This window comes from Dactylosporangium darangshiense, from assembly GCF_039537565.1.
GTDB lineage: Bacteria > Actinomycetota > Actinomycetes > Mycobacteriales > Micromonosporaceae > Dactylosporangium > Dactylosporangium darangshiense.
On record NZ_BAABAT010000055.1, the window covers coordinates 1 to 16,179 of the forward strand.

Genomic DNA, 16,179 nt, shown 5'->3' on the forward strand with positions numbered 1-16,179 from the left:
GGCCGCACCGACACCACCACAACACCCATGCCTTCGTCGAAGACGACACGCTCAACGACCGCCTTCTCGACTCCCACCAGCCGAGCCCATAACCTTGCCCTACGCACGCCGTTCTCCCGCCCACACAGTTCTGACCTTCGACAAGCCAGAACCTAGGCAGGACAACGGCGTGCGCTATCCACGACGCGCCGCACCACCCACGGAAGCGTCAGGAGAGCCCCAAAAAGGGGCTCGACGACGCGGCGCCTGGGTCTGCTTCGCCGACGAAAGCGGATTCTCGCTCCTGCCGGCGGTGAGGGGCACCTGGGCACCGCGCGGCCAGACACCGGTACTGCGGCACCGATTCTCCTGGACCCGCATGTCCATGGCCGGCGTCCTCGCGTACCGGCCCGACCGCAGCCGGGCCAAGCTGGTATTCCAGACCAAACCCGGCAGCTACAACACCGAAAGCCTCATCGCGTTCCTCACCGAACTGCGCCGGCACCTGCGCGGACCGGTCACCCTGATCTGGGACGGGCTGTCGGCGCACCGATCCAAGGACATGCAGCAGTGGCTGGCCACCCAACAACACTGGCTGGTGGTAGAAGCAGCTGCCCGGCTACGCCCACGACCTCAACCCCATCGAACTGCTCTGGGGCAACCTCAAAGCCACCGAACTGGCCAACCTCTGCCCCGAACACATCGATGAAGCCGACACCGCCGCACACACCGGACTGCACCGCATCGGCAGTAACTACGACCTCTGCTTCAACTTTCTGGCCCATACCGGCCGACGCCTCTAATGCCATCACTCAAATCCCGAAAGATCTTTAATTGCACCCGGCCGTTGTTGCTGCCTCGTCGTGCGAGGGAGCGGTCCGAAGATCCTGTGCTAACCCTGCCCGATGCCATCGCGCGACGCGCGAACTGCGGCTACCAGATCAGCGCGCCTGGCTGCGTGTCGTGATTCGGCGCGTGACGGTGGACGAGGGCGCTGCGATTCGCGGTGCTCGGCCAGGTCCGGCCGAGCACTCGCCGAGGCGTTGTGGAGCGGCCTGCATTGGCTCGTGACCCTCGCCCTCGGCAAGCAGCTTCCCACGAGCATCGTCGCGAGCGGCTGGCGCTGCGGATCAGCCGGTTCTCGCGTTGAGCGGATCGGTCCCGCCCGGCGTACCGTCATCCGACACGCGCGCTCGTTCCCGGCCCACCGTGGCGGGCTGGCTTGCTTCGCCGGTCGGGGCGGGCACGCGCTTGCCGAGGTCGACGAAGAGCAGGACCAGGCCGACGGTCAGGGCCACATGGGTCATCAGCGCGCCGCCGGACTGGACGCCCTCGATGAGCAGCGGGCTGAGGTTGGCCCGCGCGGCGTACAGGGCCGCGGTGTATCCGGCAGGCCCGGAGCCGACGATGATCAGGTTGCGGACCAGGCTCACGGCGTGACCGCCGCGATCCGCCCGGCGCGCACCGTTCCTGCGCCAGGTTCACGCTGACCTGCCCCCGGAAGAGCGCCGTCCGGGCACGCGGTCGCCGGTCGAGCAGCCCACCGACCCAACCCCCCACGGACACGCCCAGCAGCCACCCGCCGGGGGACCAGCCCAGCCAACTCGGTAGGCCGCGGTCGGACCAGTCACCATACTGCCGGCCCTGAATCCGGCTGTGTCCAGCGATGACGGCTGCCGGCTGTGGACGGACCAGATCGGGCACGGACCTGCGCTGGTGCTCTGCCACGGCGGCCCAGGTCTGTGGGACTATCTCGACGACGTGGCCGGCCTGCTCGCCGCCGCCGCCCGCACCATCCGATGGGACCAACGCGGCTGCGGGCGATCGCAACGGCATGGGCCGTATACCGTCGGCCGCTTCGTCGCGGACCTCGACGCGGTGCGAGACCGGGCGGCCGGGCCGCGAATGGCCATGCTGGGCCACTCGTGGGGTGCGCACCTTGCGTTGCAGTACGCGATCGAACACCCTGATCGGGTCAGCCGCCTGGTCTACGTCTCCGGAACCGGCATCGATCCCGAACGCGGCTGGCACCCGGACTACAAGCGAAATCTGCGGCTGAGGCTCGGGAATCACCTGGAGCTGTGGGAGGCACTCAGCAACCGCGCCCGCACACCGGCGGAGGACCGCGAATGGGCGGTACTGCAATGGTCGGCCGACTTCGCCGACCACAGCACCGCGCTGCGGTACGCCCAACGCATGGCCACGCCATGGCTGGGCATCAACTACGACTGCAACCGGGCCATCACCACTGAGGTCAATCAGAAGCTCAGCACGAACGACTTCGTGACGCGGTGTCAGAGCCTCGACGTTCCCGTACTCATCGTCGACGGCACTGAGGACATCCGTCCCCGCTGGGCGGTCGACTCGCTGGAACAGGCGCTGCCCAACGTGCAACGGGCCACCCTCGCCGGAGCTGGCCACCTGCCCTGGGTCGAGGACCCCGACGGCTTCCGCCAGGCAGTAGTGGGCTTCCTGACGGCGGACGACGGCGCCACGCCTGATCGGGTTCACCGGGAACTCCCGGATCCGCGATAGCGTGACGGTGCTGACGAACCCTTAGGTTCCCGCCGAGAACCCGTCAGTTGTCCGAACTCGCGGAGGACTCGCGCATCACGAACACGAACAGGTCCAGGTGGACCGTGAGGTGGGCGGCGGCGCGCAGCATCGCCGGATCGGTCGGCTGGGCCTGCCAGGTGATGTGCTGCCCGACGATCGGGGCGGTGATCGCGATGATGTGCTGCAGCCAGTCCAGGCCGGCTTGCTGCGCCGCTGGGATCAGCGTGCTGCTGTGCTGGACGAAGGTCTGCTGCGGTGGCAGCCCGGCCAGGGCGATGATGGTGCAGCCGCCCGGGCTCATGAGCCGCCGGCAGGCACTCAACATGGTGATCAGGCCGTCGCGGTGCATCCCGTTCGGCCGGTTGGCGGGGGGCCAGGGCAGCACGATCAACGCGACGGTGCCGGCGGCGTGGTCGAGGTCGGCGAGCTGGTCCGGGTGCGGCACGCTGCGATAGATGCGTCCGCCGGCGCCGGCGGCGCCGGCCAGCGCCGGGTCGTCGCCGATCGACACGATCGTGTCACCGGGACGGGTGCGGACGCCGACGAGCAGGGCGGCCAGCCGCGGGCTCAGCGCGTCGGCGTGGTGGCCCCAGCCCGCGTCGACGTCCGCGACGCGCCACACTGTGATCGGCACCGGCGGGTCGCCGGGGACGACGTCGATGTCCGCGCTCGCGATCAGTTCGGACAAGGCGAGGGGGTCATCTGCACCGCCCGGGTCGTGCGGGTCAGCGTCGTGCGGGTCAGCGTCGTGCGGGTCAGCGTCGTGCGGGTCAGGGTTGGGCGGCGTGGCGGGGCGGGGCGGAGTGTTGGGGGCAGGACCTTCGGGGTCGTGGTCGGCGTGGTCGTGGACGTCGGTGATGGGCGGGTGCGGTTCCCGCGCCGGGCGGCTCGTGTTCACGCCCACCCATGGCCCAACTGGACCCCTGCCCGCAGCCCTCGGCCGGCAAGCCCGCCCAACCGGTACCCAACTGGCGCTTCGGGGTGCCCAACTGCGTTGGGTTGTACCACCCAACCAGGCTGGCGGCCGGACACCACGGACCCAACCATCCGGCGCGCCGCAGACCTCCCCAACTGGCGTCGGTCCAGTTGGGTCGCCGTGCTCGTGGTGACGTGACCCGTCAGGGACTGGGTCAACGGCGCGGGCCGCCTTGCACGCGGCGGACGTCGACCCTGCCCGGCAGCCGGCTCCGTGACGGGCGTCTTGAGCGCAGCGTGGTATCGGGGCGGGCACATGAGGAGCGGTGCGAACGCAGACCCGGTACCGGGCGGTGCGGGCCGGTGCCGGTACGGCGCGCCGGTGGCGTCGATCTCCGATGCCAGCGCCCGGACCGGTACCGGTCGCGTGCCCGGTCGCCGGTCACAGCGCCCGGACCGGTGCGAGCGATCACCACCCGGTACGGTGCCCGGTACCGGGTGCCGCCCGGTGACCGGGCATGCCGCCCGTACCGGTGCCGGGCGTCGGCCCGTTCGCGTCAGCCGGTACTGAACCGGTTGGCGATTGAACGGGCGGCCCGATGGAGGCCGCCCCAGCAGGAGGGGACCACTTCAGTAACCGGCAACTGGTCCAGCACCTGCCGCTGGCCCGGTGGGCTGCCACCTGACCCGCCGCAGCGAGCGGGTCGGTCACGGCGCTGCCATGGGGATCCGTGCCCCGCATTGAAAAGGGCAGACGTTGCGCCCCGCGCCGGTGGGTCCGCTCTCGGCATCGACGTGCTGCCCGGCGTCGGTCACTGCTTGTCGCGGCCCAGCGGCCGTTGCTGCTGCCGGTCGGGCCGCGCGCGTGGGGGTTTGCGGCGCGGTCGGCCGGGGACCGGTACGCGCCGGCCGGATCGGTGACCGCTGCGGGCCGGGTACCGGTGCCACCGGGCCCGGTGGTGCCCGCCGTACCGCACCGGTTGCTGGGCCACCGGGCACCGGTGAGCGGGCACCACCGGTACTGTCCGGTTGCGCCAGCCCGCTGCGCCGGTACGGGCCCCGGATTACCCGGTGACCGGGCGCTGCACCTCACGCTGTACCGCGGTGACCGGTGGCCGCGCCGTCGCGCCGGGATGCAGTGCCGCTGGCTCTTGCTGCCCGGCGTGATTTCGTTCGCGAGTAAGTGGATCCTGCTGGCCAATTGTTGGGTTCATGCGGCTTGGGCGAGTCGGGCGAGGTGGCTGGTGCGGGTCCGTTCGAGGGGTTGTCGTTCCAGTAGGCGCTCAGCCGTATCAGGTTGATCGCGACAGCGCTGAAGACGTTTGCAGGTGGGTTTTGTGCAGGCCTCGGTAGCGGGCGTGGCGTGTGCCGGTGACGTTGACGGCTTGGCTGATGGGTGTGGACGCTCACCGAATTGACCCGGGGTCGGCTCACGGTATTGGTCCGGTCTCCTGGTCATGTTTCGGGGTGTGGCGCTGTGGGTTGGCGGTGAAGGGTTGCCATTCGTCGATGTCGTCGGGCCAGGGTGCGGGGCGGCCGTTGTCGTCCCAGAAGCCGGTTTCGGCGCTGGTGGCGCGCAGTGCGGCGTTGCGTGTCTCTCGGTTGGCGCGGGTGGGGATGTCGGGGCGCGTTGCCGGGTCGGTCATTTGGTCGGTGCTTTGGGTCGCTTGTTCGGCCGGTAGGAGGGTCCGTTCATGAAGACCTGGTGGCTGGTGTTGATGAGCCGGTCGAGCAGTGATTCGGCGACGACGGGGTTCGGGAACAGCGGATACCAGTCCTGGGGCGCCCGGTTGGCGGTGATCGCGTTGGAGCGGCCTTCGGCGATGCGTTGGGAGATCAGTTCGTAGAGGTCGTCGGCTTGGCCGGGGGTGAACTCGCGCATGGCGAAGTCGTCGAGGATGAGCAGGTCGGCTTTGACGTGTGCGGCGAGGCGTTTGTCGAAGGTGCGGTCGGCGTGGCCGCCGGCGAGGTCGGCGAGGATGCGGCTGGTTTTGTGGAAACGGACCTCGGCGCCGGCGCGGATGGCGAGGTGTCCCATGGCCTGGGCGACGTGGGTTTTGCCGACGCCGACAGCGCCGTAGAGGATGATCGATTCTCCGGCTTGCAGCCAGCGCAGCGCGGCGAGGTCGCGGATCTGGGCGGCGGGGAGTTTCGTGTTGGCGGCGAAGTCGAAGCCTTCGAGGGTGGTCTCCGTGTCGAAACGGGCGCGGCGCAGCCGGCGGCCCATGGCGGTCTGTTCGCGGCGGGTGATCTCGTCGTCGCAGAGGATCTGCAGGAACTCCAGATAGCCGAGGTCGCCGCCTTGTGCCTGGGCGAGACGGGCGTCGAGGGTCTCGAGCATCCCGGACAGTTTCAGAGCGCGGAGGCTGTCGGCGAGCGCGGGGCGCAGGATTGTCATCGTGTCGTCTCGGCCTTCATCGGTTCGGCGTTCGTCGTCTCGGTGTCCGTCGGAGCGGGCGGGGTGCGGGTCATGATGCGGCGTCACGCTCGTCGTCACCGGCGTGGTGACGACGGTCGGATGCCGTCGCGCTCGTCGTGTCGGCCGTCGTCGCGGCGGCCGCGGCCGTGGGGAACGGGATGACGTCGGCGAACAGGCCGGCGGGGCCGTGCAGGAACGCGGGCGCGCCGGCGTCGCCGGTGGGCCGGTCGGCATCGATGTCCTCGAGGCCGGCGGCCAGGATGTTGCGGATGGTGCGGTAGGACGGGTCACCGGCCGTGGATGCCTTGCGGCAGGCCGCCTCGAGGCGGGCGTCGGAGTACTTGCCCGCCAGGGCGAGGATCGCCTGCGCCGAGCGCAGCCGGTGCAACGCCGACCCGTCGAGGAGTTCGGCGATGACCGCAGCGGTCGCGGGCCCTGTCTGCTCAGCCCGTTCACGGCACCACTGCGGGGTGCGCAGGTGGAAGGCGATCTTCTCCGGTGGGTAGTCCGCGACGTCCGTGGCCCGATGTCCGAGGCGCGGACCCGAGGCGAGGCTGAGCGTCGCCGAGGACTGTTGCCGATCGTGACGATGACGATGCGGCGGTGCCGATGTCCCTGCTGCCCCGTCGCTGGAGGCATCACGAGCGGCGTCCGCCGCGCGGGGTTGACCCAGTTGTGTTGGGGCTGCCCAACGGACCCAACATGCCCCCGCTGGGCTGCGTGAACGTCAAACACTGAGCACTCGGGGCGGGCGCTGGTCCGAGTGCCAACCGGGCGGCGGCGATCGGCTTGGGAAACCAGGCGCTGAGCTGGGCCCAACCGCCCAACTGGTGGCCGGAGAGGCCCGCATCGTCATGATCCGGTTGGGTGTTCGCCGGTTGGCCAACGCGTTGGGTTGACGTGCGCCCATGGACGGCGTCCCGCGCCCGACACGGCCGTTGCCCGGCCGGGGCGGGCGTCTCGCCTGACACGGGAGCATCCGAATGCCCACGCACACGTCCCGGCCGCGGTCTCGTCCGAGCCGTCGGCCGCAGCGCCGGTCCTGGCCGAACACGCCTCTCGACGCCGCGCAGCGCGCGTTCGACCTGCTGGTCTGCCCGCCCGCGCCGCTCGCCTTCGACGGGCGGGGCTTCACGGGTCTACCCGACAGAATCCTGCCGCTGGATGCGTTGAAGAAGCTGCTCATCGACGATGCGACCCCCCGCTCGGTACGCGACGCGGTGTGGCGGGAACTGGTCGTGCGAGCCCGCCGCGACGGCCCGGCATGGGTGATCGCCGCGGTCGGCATCGCCATGCCCGGGCTGCGCCGCACGGCCGGTAGGCTCGGCAGGGGCTGGCCCGGGGACTCCAGCGACCGCGACAGCGAGCTGCTGACCGGGTTCGTGGACCGGTTGCGCAGCATCGACCTGCGCGACACCCGCATCGTCGGGAAGCTTCTCGACGCCGGCGCCCGGGCGGTCAAGGCCGCCCGGGAACGGGAAGCGGCGTCCGACGCGATCCGGGTGCGGAGCATCTGGTCGATGCCCCCGCAACAGCCGTGGGACCACCCGGACTGGGTGCTGACCCGGGCGGTGGCCCAGGCGGTCATCGACCCGGACGAGTACCTGCTGATCGCCGCCACTCGCCTGGATCAGGTCGCCCTCGCCACAGTGGCGGACAAACTCGGCATCAGCGTCGCCCTGGCCGCGGCGTGGCGGCGCAAGGCCGAACGCCGCCTGGCCGCCGCGATCCGGGCCGGGGAGCTTGACTGGGTGCCGCTGGTGCCGTTGATGCAGGGCAGTCCGGACCCGCACGCCTTCGACGGCCTGCCCGTGGACCACGCGCGCGACGGCAGTGCTCCGGTCGTCGCCGAGCCGGTGCACGGGGGTGGGTCATGACCTCGACGTCCGCCGAGCCGGCTGTCCCGGCCACGCCCGGTGGCGGGGCGTCGCGGTCCGGGCAGCCAGGGCCGTTCCCGGTCGTCGTCGTGCGGGCGGCCGCGGTCACCTTGCCCAGCTACCTGCGTCGGCAGCGGGGTCGCCAACGCGGCGCCAACGAGCTGGCCGCCGCGCTGACCGACCGGTCCCGCGCTGCCTGCGTGCCCGGGCACGCCCTCGACCAGGGCTTCTGGATCAACCTCGACGACCCGCACGACTACCTGCTCTACCTCCCCGACCGGCAGGTGGTGGACGACCTCATCCGGCAGGCCCGCGTGTTGGCCGCCGCACCGCCGCCGGGTGCCGTGCGGATCGGCCGGGACCGGCGGGGCCGCCCGGTCGTGGTGGTGCTGCACGGCCCGTGCTGGAGTCTGGTCGTGTGCCGCGCGCATCCGGACCTGGCGGCGTGGGCGTTCCTCGACGCCAACCAGTACAGCTTCCGGTTCCACGGCGTGCGCGAGCTCAGCGTCGACTGGGACGAGATGATCGCCGACGTGTACCGCACCCTGACTGGCGGCACCGGCTGACGCCGACCACCGGCGCCGTTGCTGCGGTCGCGCACGTGCCGCGGGGCGATGACTCCTCCACGAGTCGTCGCCCCGTTGGTGGTTCCGGCCCCGGGCTGGGCACGCGGACCGGCCGATGGTGCCACCGCCACGGCCTGCCGCGCATCGGCAGCACCCCGGCATCACTGTTGGTCGGCGCTGAGCGGGCGCCGCGCACCGGCTGGTGAAGGTTCGGTTGGGCCGGTTGGGTGCCGGTTGGGTGTCCCCGCCGGGGCGGGTGCTGCGTTGGGTACCCAATCGCAGCCCTTGGTGGCAAGGAATCGCCACCGACCCTCGATCAGCTTCGACCGGGTCCGGCGGTTTCCGGCGCCACCACAGGGCGCGCGCGGGGCTGGCCGGCCGGGACGGTCGTGTTCACTACCGGTTCCGGTCACGCCCGTGCAGGAGCGAGGCTCCCACGGTCCGTCCCCTGCCGCTGCTGCGGTGACGCCTCCCATCCGCTCGTCGTGAACGCCCCAGACAGCTGGGGCGGGAGGTGTGAGGCACCCATGTTCGGCAAACCCAACGCCCGCAACACCATCCGGCGCGCCGCGACCATCGCCGCGGCCACCATCCCGGCGCTCGCGGTCGCGGCCACCCCCGCGTGGGCCGCCGACAGCATCCCCCTTGCGGTCTACGACCTGCCCACGGTGATCGGCAACCTGACCTCCTGGATCACCGGCATCATCGCCGCGGTCGCCACCCTGTTCCTGACCATCGGCGGCGCGCAGTATCTGATGGCGGGTGGCGACCCCGCCCAGGTCGAGCGGGCCAAGGGCGCACTCAAGAGCGCGGGGATCGGCTACGCGCTGGCTGTGCTGGCTCCGATCATCCTGGCCGTGCTGCAGAAGATCCTGGGCGGCTGACATGGCCGCCTGGTGGATCAACGGAGGGATCGCCTGGATGGCCGAGGCGGTCCAGGCGATCCTCAAGACGTTGTGGGGGCTGCTGGCCAGCACTGCGTTCACCACGCCGGACGTCAGCACGCTGCCGCAGGTCACCGCCATCACCGCCAAGTCGATGATGGTCGTCAACGCCTGCTTCATCCTGGCGATCATCACCGCCGGGATCGTGGTGATGACTCACGGCACCGTGCAGTCCCGCTACGGCGTCGGGGAACTGCTGCCCCGGCTGGTGGTCGGCTGGATCGCGGCGAACTTCGCCATCCCGATCTGCCGGAACCTCGTGCAGGGTGCCAACGCGCTGACCGTGGCGCTCACGGGCGACGGCGTGACCTCCCAGGGCTCGCTGGCCCGGCTGCAGCAGGTCATCTTCGACTCGCTGAACAACCCGTCCAGCGCGTTCCTCGCCGTCATCATCGGCCTGATCATCGCGGTGCTGACCGGGATGCTGCTGATCACCTGGATCGTGCGCCTGGGCGTGCTGATCGTCCTGGTCGGCGTCAGCCCAATCGCTCTGGCCTGCCACGCCACCCCGTTCACCGACGGCGCCGCGAAGCTGTGGTGGCGCTCGATCCTGGCCACCGTCGCCACGGTCGTGCTGCAGGCCCTCGCGCTGCACACCGCGTTGTCGGTGTTCCTCAACCCGGACGCCAACGCGCCGCAGGTGGGCCTGCCGCGCGACCCGACGGGCACCACCAACCTGTTCATCGTCATGTGTCTGCTGTGGGCCGTCGTCAAGATCCCCGGCCTGATGCGCCGGTTCGTGACCGGGGGCAGCGGCCGGAACGCGGCCGGGATGATCTTGCGGATGGTGCTGATCCAGCAGCTGACCAGTGTGCTGCGGCTGCCGCTGCGCCGCACCGGCGGCGGACGGGCCGCAGCCGGCGCCGGGGGTGGCGGCCGACCCGGCGGTGGCTTCGGCCGTGGCAGGCCCCGCGGTGGCGGCGGGCCCCGCGGTGGCGGCGGCGGCCGGACGCGGATGCCCTTCACCCTCGGCGGTGGCGGGGCACCGTCCGGCGGCGGCGCTAGTAGCGGCGGCGCTGGTAGCCGTTCGTTGCCACCGTCGGCGGGCGCGGCGCCGGGCCGCGTGGGTGCGGCGTGGCCGACCGGCCGGGCGGGCCCGACACCACGCAGGAAGTCGCCTCCGGCGTCGATGCGCCCCCGCCCCCGGTGGGCCCGCGGCCGGTGATCCCGTGCGGCCGCGGCCGGTGATCCCGGCCAGGGCAACCCGGCCACGGCGATGCTGCAGACGCAGCCGGTGCGTCAGCCGGTCCGGCCGGTGCCCTACCGCCGGGTCCGTAGCCAGTGGCACCGCCCAACCCGCATCTCACCGCCGGCCGCAACCCCGGTGGGCACCGGCCGGACGCCGGTGTCCACCGGGGCGAGCCAGCCGCCACGAGCGGCGCCAACCACATCCTCTACCACTAGGAGTCCACTATGGACACTGATGAAGTCCATGCCCGAATCCCGGCTGACATCGAGGCACCCGATCGGATCGTCTGGGGTCTGACCGCCCGGCAGGTCGCCATCATCGGCGCCGCCGCGGCGCTGGGCTACCTGATCCTGCGCACCGTCGGCCGCTTCCTGCCCCCGCCCGCGGTGGCGATCATGCTCATCCCCCTCGCCGGTGTCGCGGTCGCGGTCGCGTTGGGCCGCCGCGACGGCCTGCCCCTCGATGCGTGGCTGTGGGCCGCCATCCTCAACCGGCGCACGCCCCGCCGAGCCGCGCCGGCCCCCGAAGGCGCGGCCCAGGTCCCGGCATGGGCACCGGCCGTGGCGCCGGACGAGGCTCCGCCGGCGGTGCTGCGGCTGCCTGCGCACGGCATCCGCGACGACGGGGTCATCGACCTCGGCGACGGCACAGCGGCCGTGCTGGTCGCCGCGACCACCGTCAACGTGGGCCTGCGCACCGGAGCCGAGCAGGCCGCGCTGGTCGCCTCCTATGCCCGCTGGCTCAACGCCCTGACCGGGCCGGTGCAGGTGGTGGTCTCCGCCCAACGCGTCGACCTGACCAGCCACGCGGTGCGGGTCGCCGACGCCGCCGAGACGCTACCCCACCCCGCGTTGGCCGACGCCGCACTGGACTACAGCGACTTCCTGCTCGACGTGGCCGCCCGGCGGGACCCGCTGTGGCGCACCGTCACCATCGCGCACACCGCCACCGGTGAGCGTGGCGCCGCCACCGAGGCGATGCGCCGCGCCGAGCACACCGCCGCCACCCTGGCCACCCTCGGCGCCCAGACCCGGGTCCTGGACGGCGGCACCGCCACGGCGGTGCTGACCGCCGCGGTCGACCCCTACCAGGACACCGACGCGTCCTGGCCGCGCACACCCGCCCACACCGCCGTCACCGCCCCCGGCCTCGACGAGGAGCTCCGCGCATGAAACGCCAACAACACATCAGATCCGCCACCTCGAACGGCGCCCCCGGAAGGGGGCGCCGTGCTTCGTTGCCCGGCGACGACGCCGCCGTCCTGGCCGCGACCATCGGCCCGGCCGCGTTGGAGTCCACCCCACGGTGGCTGCGGGTCGGCGACGGCTACACCGCCGTCCTGATCATCACCGGGTATCCGCCCGAGGTCGGCCTGGCCTGGCTGGACGCCCTCCTGGCCTGGCCGGGCCGGATCGACGTGGTCCAGCACATCGAACCCATCCCGGCCGCCACCGCTGCGACGCGGTTGCGGCGGCAGCGGGCCCGGCTGGAGTCCAACCGGCGCCTCGACTTCGACAACGGCAGGCTGGGTGACCCGGTCACCGACGCTGCCGCCGAGGACGCCGCCGACCTCGCCGACCGCCTCGCGCGCGGCGCCGCCCGGCTGTTCCGGGTCGGGCACTACCTGTGCGTCCACGCCCCCACCGAAGCAGACCTGGTGGAGGCGGTCGCTGAAGTCCGCGCCGCCGCTGCCTCGGTGTTGCTGGACACGCAGCCGGCGACCTGGCGGCAGCTGCAAGGCTGGACCAGCACCCTGCCGCTCGGCGTGGACTCGCTGCGGATGCGGCGGGTGTTCGACACCGACGCCCTCGCCGCGGCCTTCCCCCTGGCCAGCGCGGACCTGCCCGCCCCGCTGCCGGGGGAGCAGACCCCCTCCGGAGGAGTGCTGTACGGGCTCAACAGCGCCTCCAACGGCGTCGTGTGGTGGGACCGCTGGTCCTGCGACAACCACAACTCGGTCGTCCTCGCCCGCTCCGGTGCGGGCAAGTCCTACCTGGTGAAACTGGAGACCCTGCGCTCGCTCTACGACGGCGTCCAGGTCGCCATCATCGACCCGGAGGACGAGTACCTGCGGCTGTGCGACGCCGTGGGCGGGACCGCCATCCAGCTCGGCGCCCCGGGCATCCGCGTCAACCCGCTCGACATCCCAGCCGCAGACCGCCGCCCGGACGCGCTCACCCGGCGGGCGCTGTTCCTGCACACGCTCGTCGCCGTGCTGCTGAACCAGCAGCCGCCACCGCAGGAACGGGCAGCCCTCGACAAGGCCATCACGGCAACCTACGCGCAGGCTGGGATCAGCAACGACCCGAATACCTGGACCCGTCCGGCGCCACTGCTGCGCGACCTGGCCACCACCCTGCAGGCCGCCGATGTCCCGGGAGCGCAGACCCTCGCCGCCCGGCTCTCACCGTGGACCGAGGGCAGCTTCAAAGCGCTGTTCGACGGCCCGACAACCTTCCACCCGCGCGGCCACCTCGTCGTCTGGTCAACCCGGCAGCTCGCCGACGAACTCCGCGCCCCCGGCATGCTCCTCGCCCTGGACGCGATCTGGCGCGACGTCGACGTCCCCACCTCGAGCCGCACCGACGGGCTCGGCTCCCGCCGCCTCGTCGTCGTCGACGAAGCCTGGACCCTGCTGCGCGACGGTGAAGGCGCGAAGTTCCTGTACCGCCTCGCAAAGGCGGCCCGCAAGCGCCGGGCCGGGGTCGCGGTCGTCACCCAGGACGCCGCCGACCTCCTCGGCAGCGACCTGGGACAGGCGGTCATCGCCAACGCCGCCACCCAGATTCTGATGCGCCAAGCCCCGCAGGCAATCGACCTGATCGCCGAGACGTTCGCGTTGACCGGCGGCGAGGCCCGCATGCTCCTCGCGGCCGGCCGCGGCGAGGCCCTGCTGCTGGCGGGCTCGCACCGGGTCGCGTTCCAGACCGTCGCCTCCGCCCGCGAACACCAGCTGTGCGCCGGGCTGGCCGACCTGATCGACGACCCCGACCTGTAGCCGCTCCCGCCGCTACCTGATCCACGTATGTCCACATTGGATCTCTCCCTTGGAGTGGTGTATGCCTCCCACACCCGCACCATCACCGTCGCGGCCGGTGGACCCCACCTTGGTCCCTGCCGCGCCGCACTCCCACCTCCTCGACCTCATCCAGGGCGCCGCCGGGTGGGCCGCGCACCGGCCGTGGCTGGCTGTCGTGGCCGCCGTCCTCGTCGTGGCCGCCACCATCACCACCGCGCGGGTGCGTACCCTGCGGCACCGGCGGCTCACCCGCCACGGGCAGCAAGTGCTGATCACCCCGCCGCCCGAGGTCGACCCGGCCGGCGCCACCGCCTGGTGGGCCAATCTGTACGGACTGCTGGCCCGCTCCGGGTGGCGGCGTCTGCTGTACGGCTCGCCGCACATGGCGATGGAGTACCGGTGGGCCGGCCGGGCCCTGACCATCCACGTGTGGCTGCCAGGCACCGTCCCGGCCGGGCCGGTCGCCGCCGCGGTCCGCGGCGCCTGGCCCGGCGCGTCGGCCACCATCGCCGACGCCACCGACCCGGTCCCCGTACCCACGAGCGACAACCGAGTCCTCGACGTGGGCGGCGCCCTCGCGCCGGCGCTGCCGACCTGGTACCCCCTCGAGACCGACCACGACACCGACCCCACCCGGGCCCTCGTCGCAGCCGGCGCGGGCCTTGCCGGCGGGGAACGAGCCTGCGTGCAGATCCTGGCCCGCCCCGCCGCACCCCGACGCGTCCAGCAGGCCCGCCGGTCCGCCGCCGCACTGCGCACCGGCCGGCCACCCAGCGGCGTCCTGGACCCGGCCACGTGGCTGCGCGGCGGACTGCACCTGCTCACCGAACTCACCACGTCGACCCGCGGCCCACGCACCGGCGGGTACGGGCGGGCGGTACCTGCGGACCCGATCCGTGACCGCGACGCCCGCCCAGCCCTCGACAAGACCCTCGCCCCGCAGTGGGAGGTCGCCATCCGCTACGCGGTCGCCGTCCAACCCGGCCGCGACACCCACCCTGACACCAACGCGCAGGCGGCGGCGATCCGCCGCCGGCTGGGCACCGTCGCCCACGCCATCGCAGCCGCGTACGGGATCTACGCCGGCCGCAACCGGCTGCGGCGGCGCAAGCTGGCCCACCCGGCCGCGACCCTGGCGCAGCGGCGCTTCACCCGCGGCTTTCTGCTGTCCGCCGACGAGCTCGCCGTCCTCGCCGCGCTGCCGATCGACGTCGCTGTCGCCGGGCTGGACCGGGCGCGCGCCAAGGCCGTCCCCGCCCCGGTCGCGGTGCCCGCCGGCGGGCGGGGCACGAAAGTGCTCGGCCGGGCCGAGGTCGGCGGGCACTCGGTGGCGCTGCGTGTGGCCGACGCGCGGGAACACATCCACATGCTCGGCGCCACCGGCTCCGGCAAGTCCACGGAGATGACCCACATGGTCATCGACGACGTCAAAGCCCGCCGCGGCGTCGTCGTCATCGACCCCAAAGGCGACCTCGCCCTCGACATCCTGGACCGGCTGCCCGCCTCGGTCGCCGACCGGCTCGTGCTCATTGACCCGGACCAGGAACGCGGCGCGACACTCAACCCGCTGGCCGGGCTGGACGACGACCTGGTCGTCGACAACATCGTGTCGATCTTCTCCAAGATCTTCCAGCGGCATTGGGGCCCGAGGATCGACGACGTGCTGCGCGTGGCATGCCTGACGCTGATGCGCAAAGCCAACGCCACCCTGACCCTGGTGCCGCCGCTGCTCAACGACAAGCAGTTCCGGGCCGCGTTCACCGTCGACCTCGACGATCCCGAAGGCTTGAAGGGCTTCTGGGAGTGGTACGAGGCCACCCCGCCACCGCTACGTGCGCAGGTCATCGGCCCGGTCCTCGCGAGGCTGCGGGCGTTTCTGTTGCGCGAGTTCGTCCGCGACACCCTCGGCGTCGCGACATCCAGCTTCGACATGGGTCGCGTGCTTGACGGCGGTATCCTCATCGCCCGCCTGCCCAAAGGTCAGATCGGTGAGGAGACCGCACGGCTGATGGGCAGCTTCGTCCTCGCCTCGGTGTGGCAGGCGGCCACCGCCCGCGCCCGCATCCCAGAAGACCAGCGCCGCGACGCATCCGTCTACATCGACGAAGCCCACAACGTGCTGAATCTTGCCGGCTCGGTGGGCGACATGCTCGCCGAGGCCCGCGGCTACCACCTGTCCTTGGTCCTGGCGCATCAGAACCTGACCCAGCTGCCCCGCGAAACCCAACTGGCCCTGTCGGCGAACGCCCGCAACAAGGTGTATTTCAACTGCAGCCCCGAGGACGCGCATCAGCTGGCCCGGCACACACTGCCCGAGCTCGACGAGCACGACCTGTCCCACCTCGACGCGTACACCACCGCGAGCCGTCTCGTCGTGGCCAACCGGGAAACCGCGGCGTTCACCATGCTGACCCGGCCGCCGCTGCCGATCCTCGGCGAGACCACCGCCCTGCGGCAGGCCGTCACCCGCCCCGACAACGACGAACCGACCGGCGTGGAACAACTCGCCCGCCGGCCGCGGACGCGCAGCCCTCGGCGATGACCGGGCATGACCGGACGCCACCGTCCGGGGCGCGCCGGTTCCGCTGGACGTCGGCCGTAGGAGGCAGGCGGCAAGACCGGCGGACCGGCGGGTGGACCCCCGGGCGAACCCTGCACCGCCACAGCCGTGATCAACCGTGCCCACCGGCACCCAACCACCCAGGTAGGACCCCA

Annotated in this window: 13 protein-coding genes and 1 pseudogene; 9 read left to right on the forward strand and 5 right to left on the reverse strand. The window is 72.1% G+C overall.

What is annotated here, in order from left to right:
- The first annotated feature begins 169 nt into the window (after positions 1–169).
- Positions 170–688: a transposase gene (locus ABD901_RS50355; RefSeq protein WP_345140631.1), complete on the forward strand. Its 519-nt coding sequence runs from the start codon at positions 170–172 to the stop codon at positions 686–688.
- A 592-nt stretch (positions 689–1,280) separates the two neighbouring features.
- Here the strand turns inward: ABD901_RS50355 and ABD901_RS50360 are convergent.
- Positions 1,281–1,412 (reverse strand): annotated as a pseudogene (locus ABD901_RS50360) (FAD-dependent oxidoreductase); the annotation flags it as partial.
- A gap of 223 nt (positions 1,413–1,635) precedes the next feature.
- Between ABD901_RS50360 and ABD901_RS50365 the strand changes: the two are divergent.
- The gene (locus ABD901_RS50365) at positions 1,636–2,514 is read left to right on the forward strand and encodes an alpha/beta fold hydrolase (protein WP_345140634.1); all 879 of its coding nucleotides are present in this window, start codon (positions 1,636–1,638) and stop codon (positions 2,512–2,514) included.
- Positions 2,515–2,557: 43 nt separating this feature from the next.
- Here ABD901_RS50365 and ABD901_RS50370 read toward each other — a convergent pair whose 3' ends face one another.
- The 4 genes from ABD901_RS50370 to ABD901_RS50385 all read right to left on the reverse strand — a co-directional run bounded on the left by ABD901_RS50370 (position 2,558) and on the right by ABD901_RS50385 (position 6,257).
- Positions 2,558–3,433: a hypothetical protein gene (locus ABD901_RS50370; protein ID WP_345140637.1), complete on the reverse strand. Its 876-nt coding sequence runs from the start codon at positions 3,431–3,433 to the stop codon at positions 2,558–2,560.
- Between the two features lie 1,447 nt (positions 3,434–4,880).
- Positions 4,881–5,096, reverse strand: coding sequence for a hypothetical protein (locus tag ABD901_RS50375; RefSeq protein WP_345140640.1), 216 nt, complete (start codon positions 5,094–5,096; stop codon positions 4,881–4,883).
- Positions 5,093–5,848: an IS21-like element helper ATPase IstB gene (gene istB, locus ABD901_RS50380; RefSeq protein ID WP_345140643.1), complete on the reverse strand. Its 756-nt coding sequence runs from the start codon at positions 5,846–5,848 to the stop codon at positions 5,093–5,095. Before istB ends, ABD901_RS50375 begins: the two co-directional genes overlap by 4 nt.
- A gap of 70 nt (positions 5,849–5,918) precedes the next feature.
- Positions 5,919–6,257 (reverse strand): hypothetical protein, encoded by a 339-nt coding sequence (locus ABD901_RS50385; RefSeq protein WP_345140646.1) that lies wholly within the window; start codon positions 6,255–6,257, stop codon positions 5,919–5,921.
- A gap of 595 nt (positions 6,258–6,852) precedes the next feature.
- Here ABD901_RS50385 and ABD901_RS50390 point away from each other — a divergent pair.
- From ABD901_RS50390 to ABD901_RS50420, 7 genes are all read left to right on the forward strand, one after another.
- On the forward strand, positions 6,853–7,746 hold the full coding sequence (locus ABD901_RS50390) for a hypothetical protein (protein WP_345140649.1): 894 nt from the start codon (positions 6,853–6,855) through the stop codon (positions 7,744–7,746).
- Complete coding sequence (locus tag ABD901_RS50395) at positions 7,743–8,312, forward strand: hypothetical protein (RefSeq protein ID WP_345140652.1); 570 nt, start codon at positions 7,743–7,745, stop codon at positions 8,310–8,312. The genes ABD901_RS50390 and ABD901_RS50395 overlap by 4 nt, the downstream gene beginning before the upstream one ends.
- A gap of 527 nt (positions 8,313–8,839) precedes the next feature.
- The gene (locus tag ABD901_RS50400; RefSeq protein ID WP_345140656.1) at positions 8,840–9,196 is read left to right on the forward strand and encodes a pilin; all 357 of its coding nucleotides are present in this window, start codon (positions 8,840–8,842) and stop codon (positions 9,194–9,196) included.
- Between the two features lie 37 nt (positions 9,197–9,233).
- Positions 9,234–10,421 carry a conjugal transfer protein TrbL family protein gene (locus ABD901_RS50405; protein ID WP_345140660.1) on the forward strand — a complete coding sequence of 396 codons (1,188 nt, stop codon included), beginning with the start codon at positions 9,234–9,236 and terminating at the stop codon, positions 10,419–10,421.
- Positions 10,422–10,669: 248 nt separating this feature from the next.
- The gene (locus ABD901_RS50410; protein ID WP_345140663.1) at positions 10,670–11,617 is read left to right on the forward strand and encodes a PrgI family protein; all 948 of its coding nucleotides are present in this window, start codon (positions 10,670–10,672) and stop codon (positions 11,615–11,617) included.
- The gene (locus ABD901_RS50415; RefSeq protein ID WP_345140665.1) at positions 11,614–13,443 is read left to right on the forward strand and encodes a VirB4 family type IV secretion system protein; all 1,830 of its coding nucleotides are present in this window, start codon (positions 11,614–11,616) and stop codon (positions 13,441–13,443) included. The genes ABD901_RS50410 and ABD901_RS50415 overlap by 4 nt, the downstream gene beginning before the upstream one ends.
- A 61-nt stretch (positions 13,444–13,504) precedes the next feature.
- Positions 13,505–16,006, forward strand: a complete 2,502-nt coding sequence (locus tag ABD901_RS50420) for a type IV secretory system conjugative DNA transfer family protein (RefSeq protein WP_380138325.1) — start codon at positions 13,505–13,507, stop codon at positions 16,004–16,006.
- Positions 16,007–16,179 lie beyond the last annotated feature (173 nt).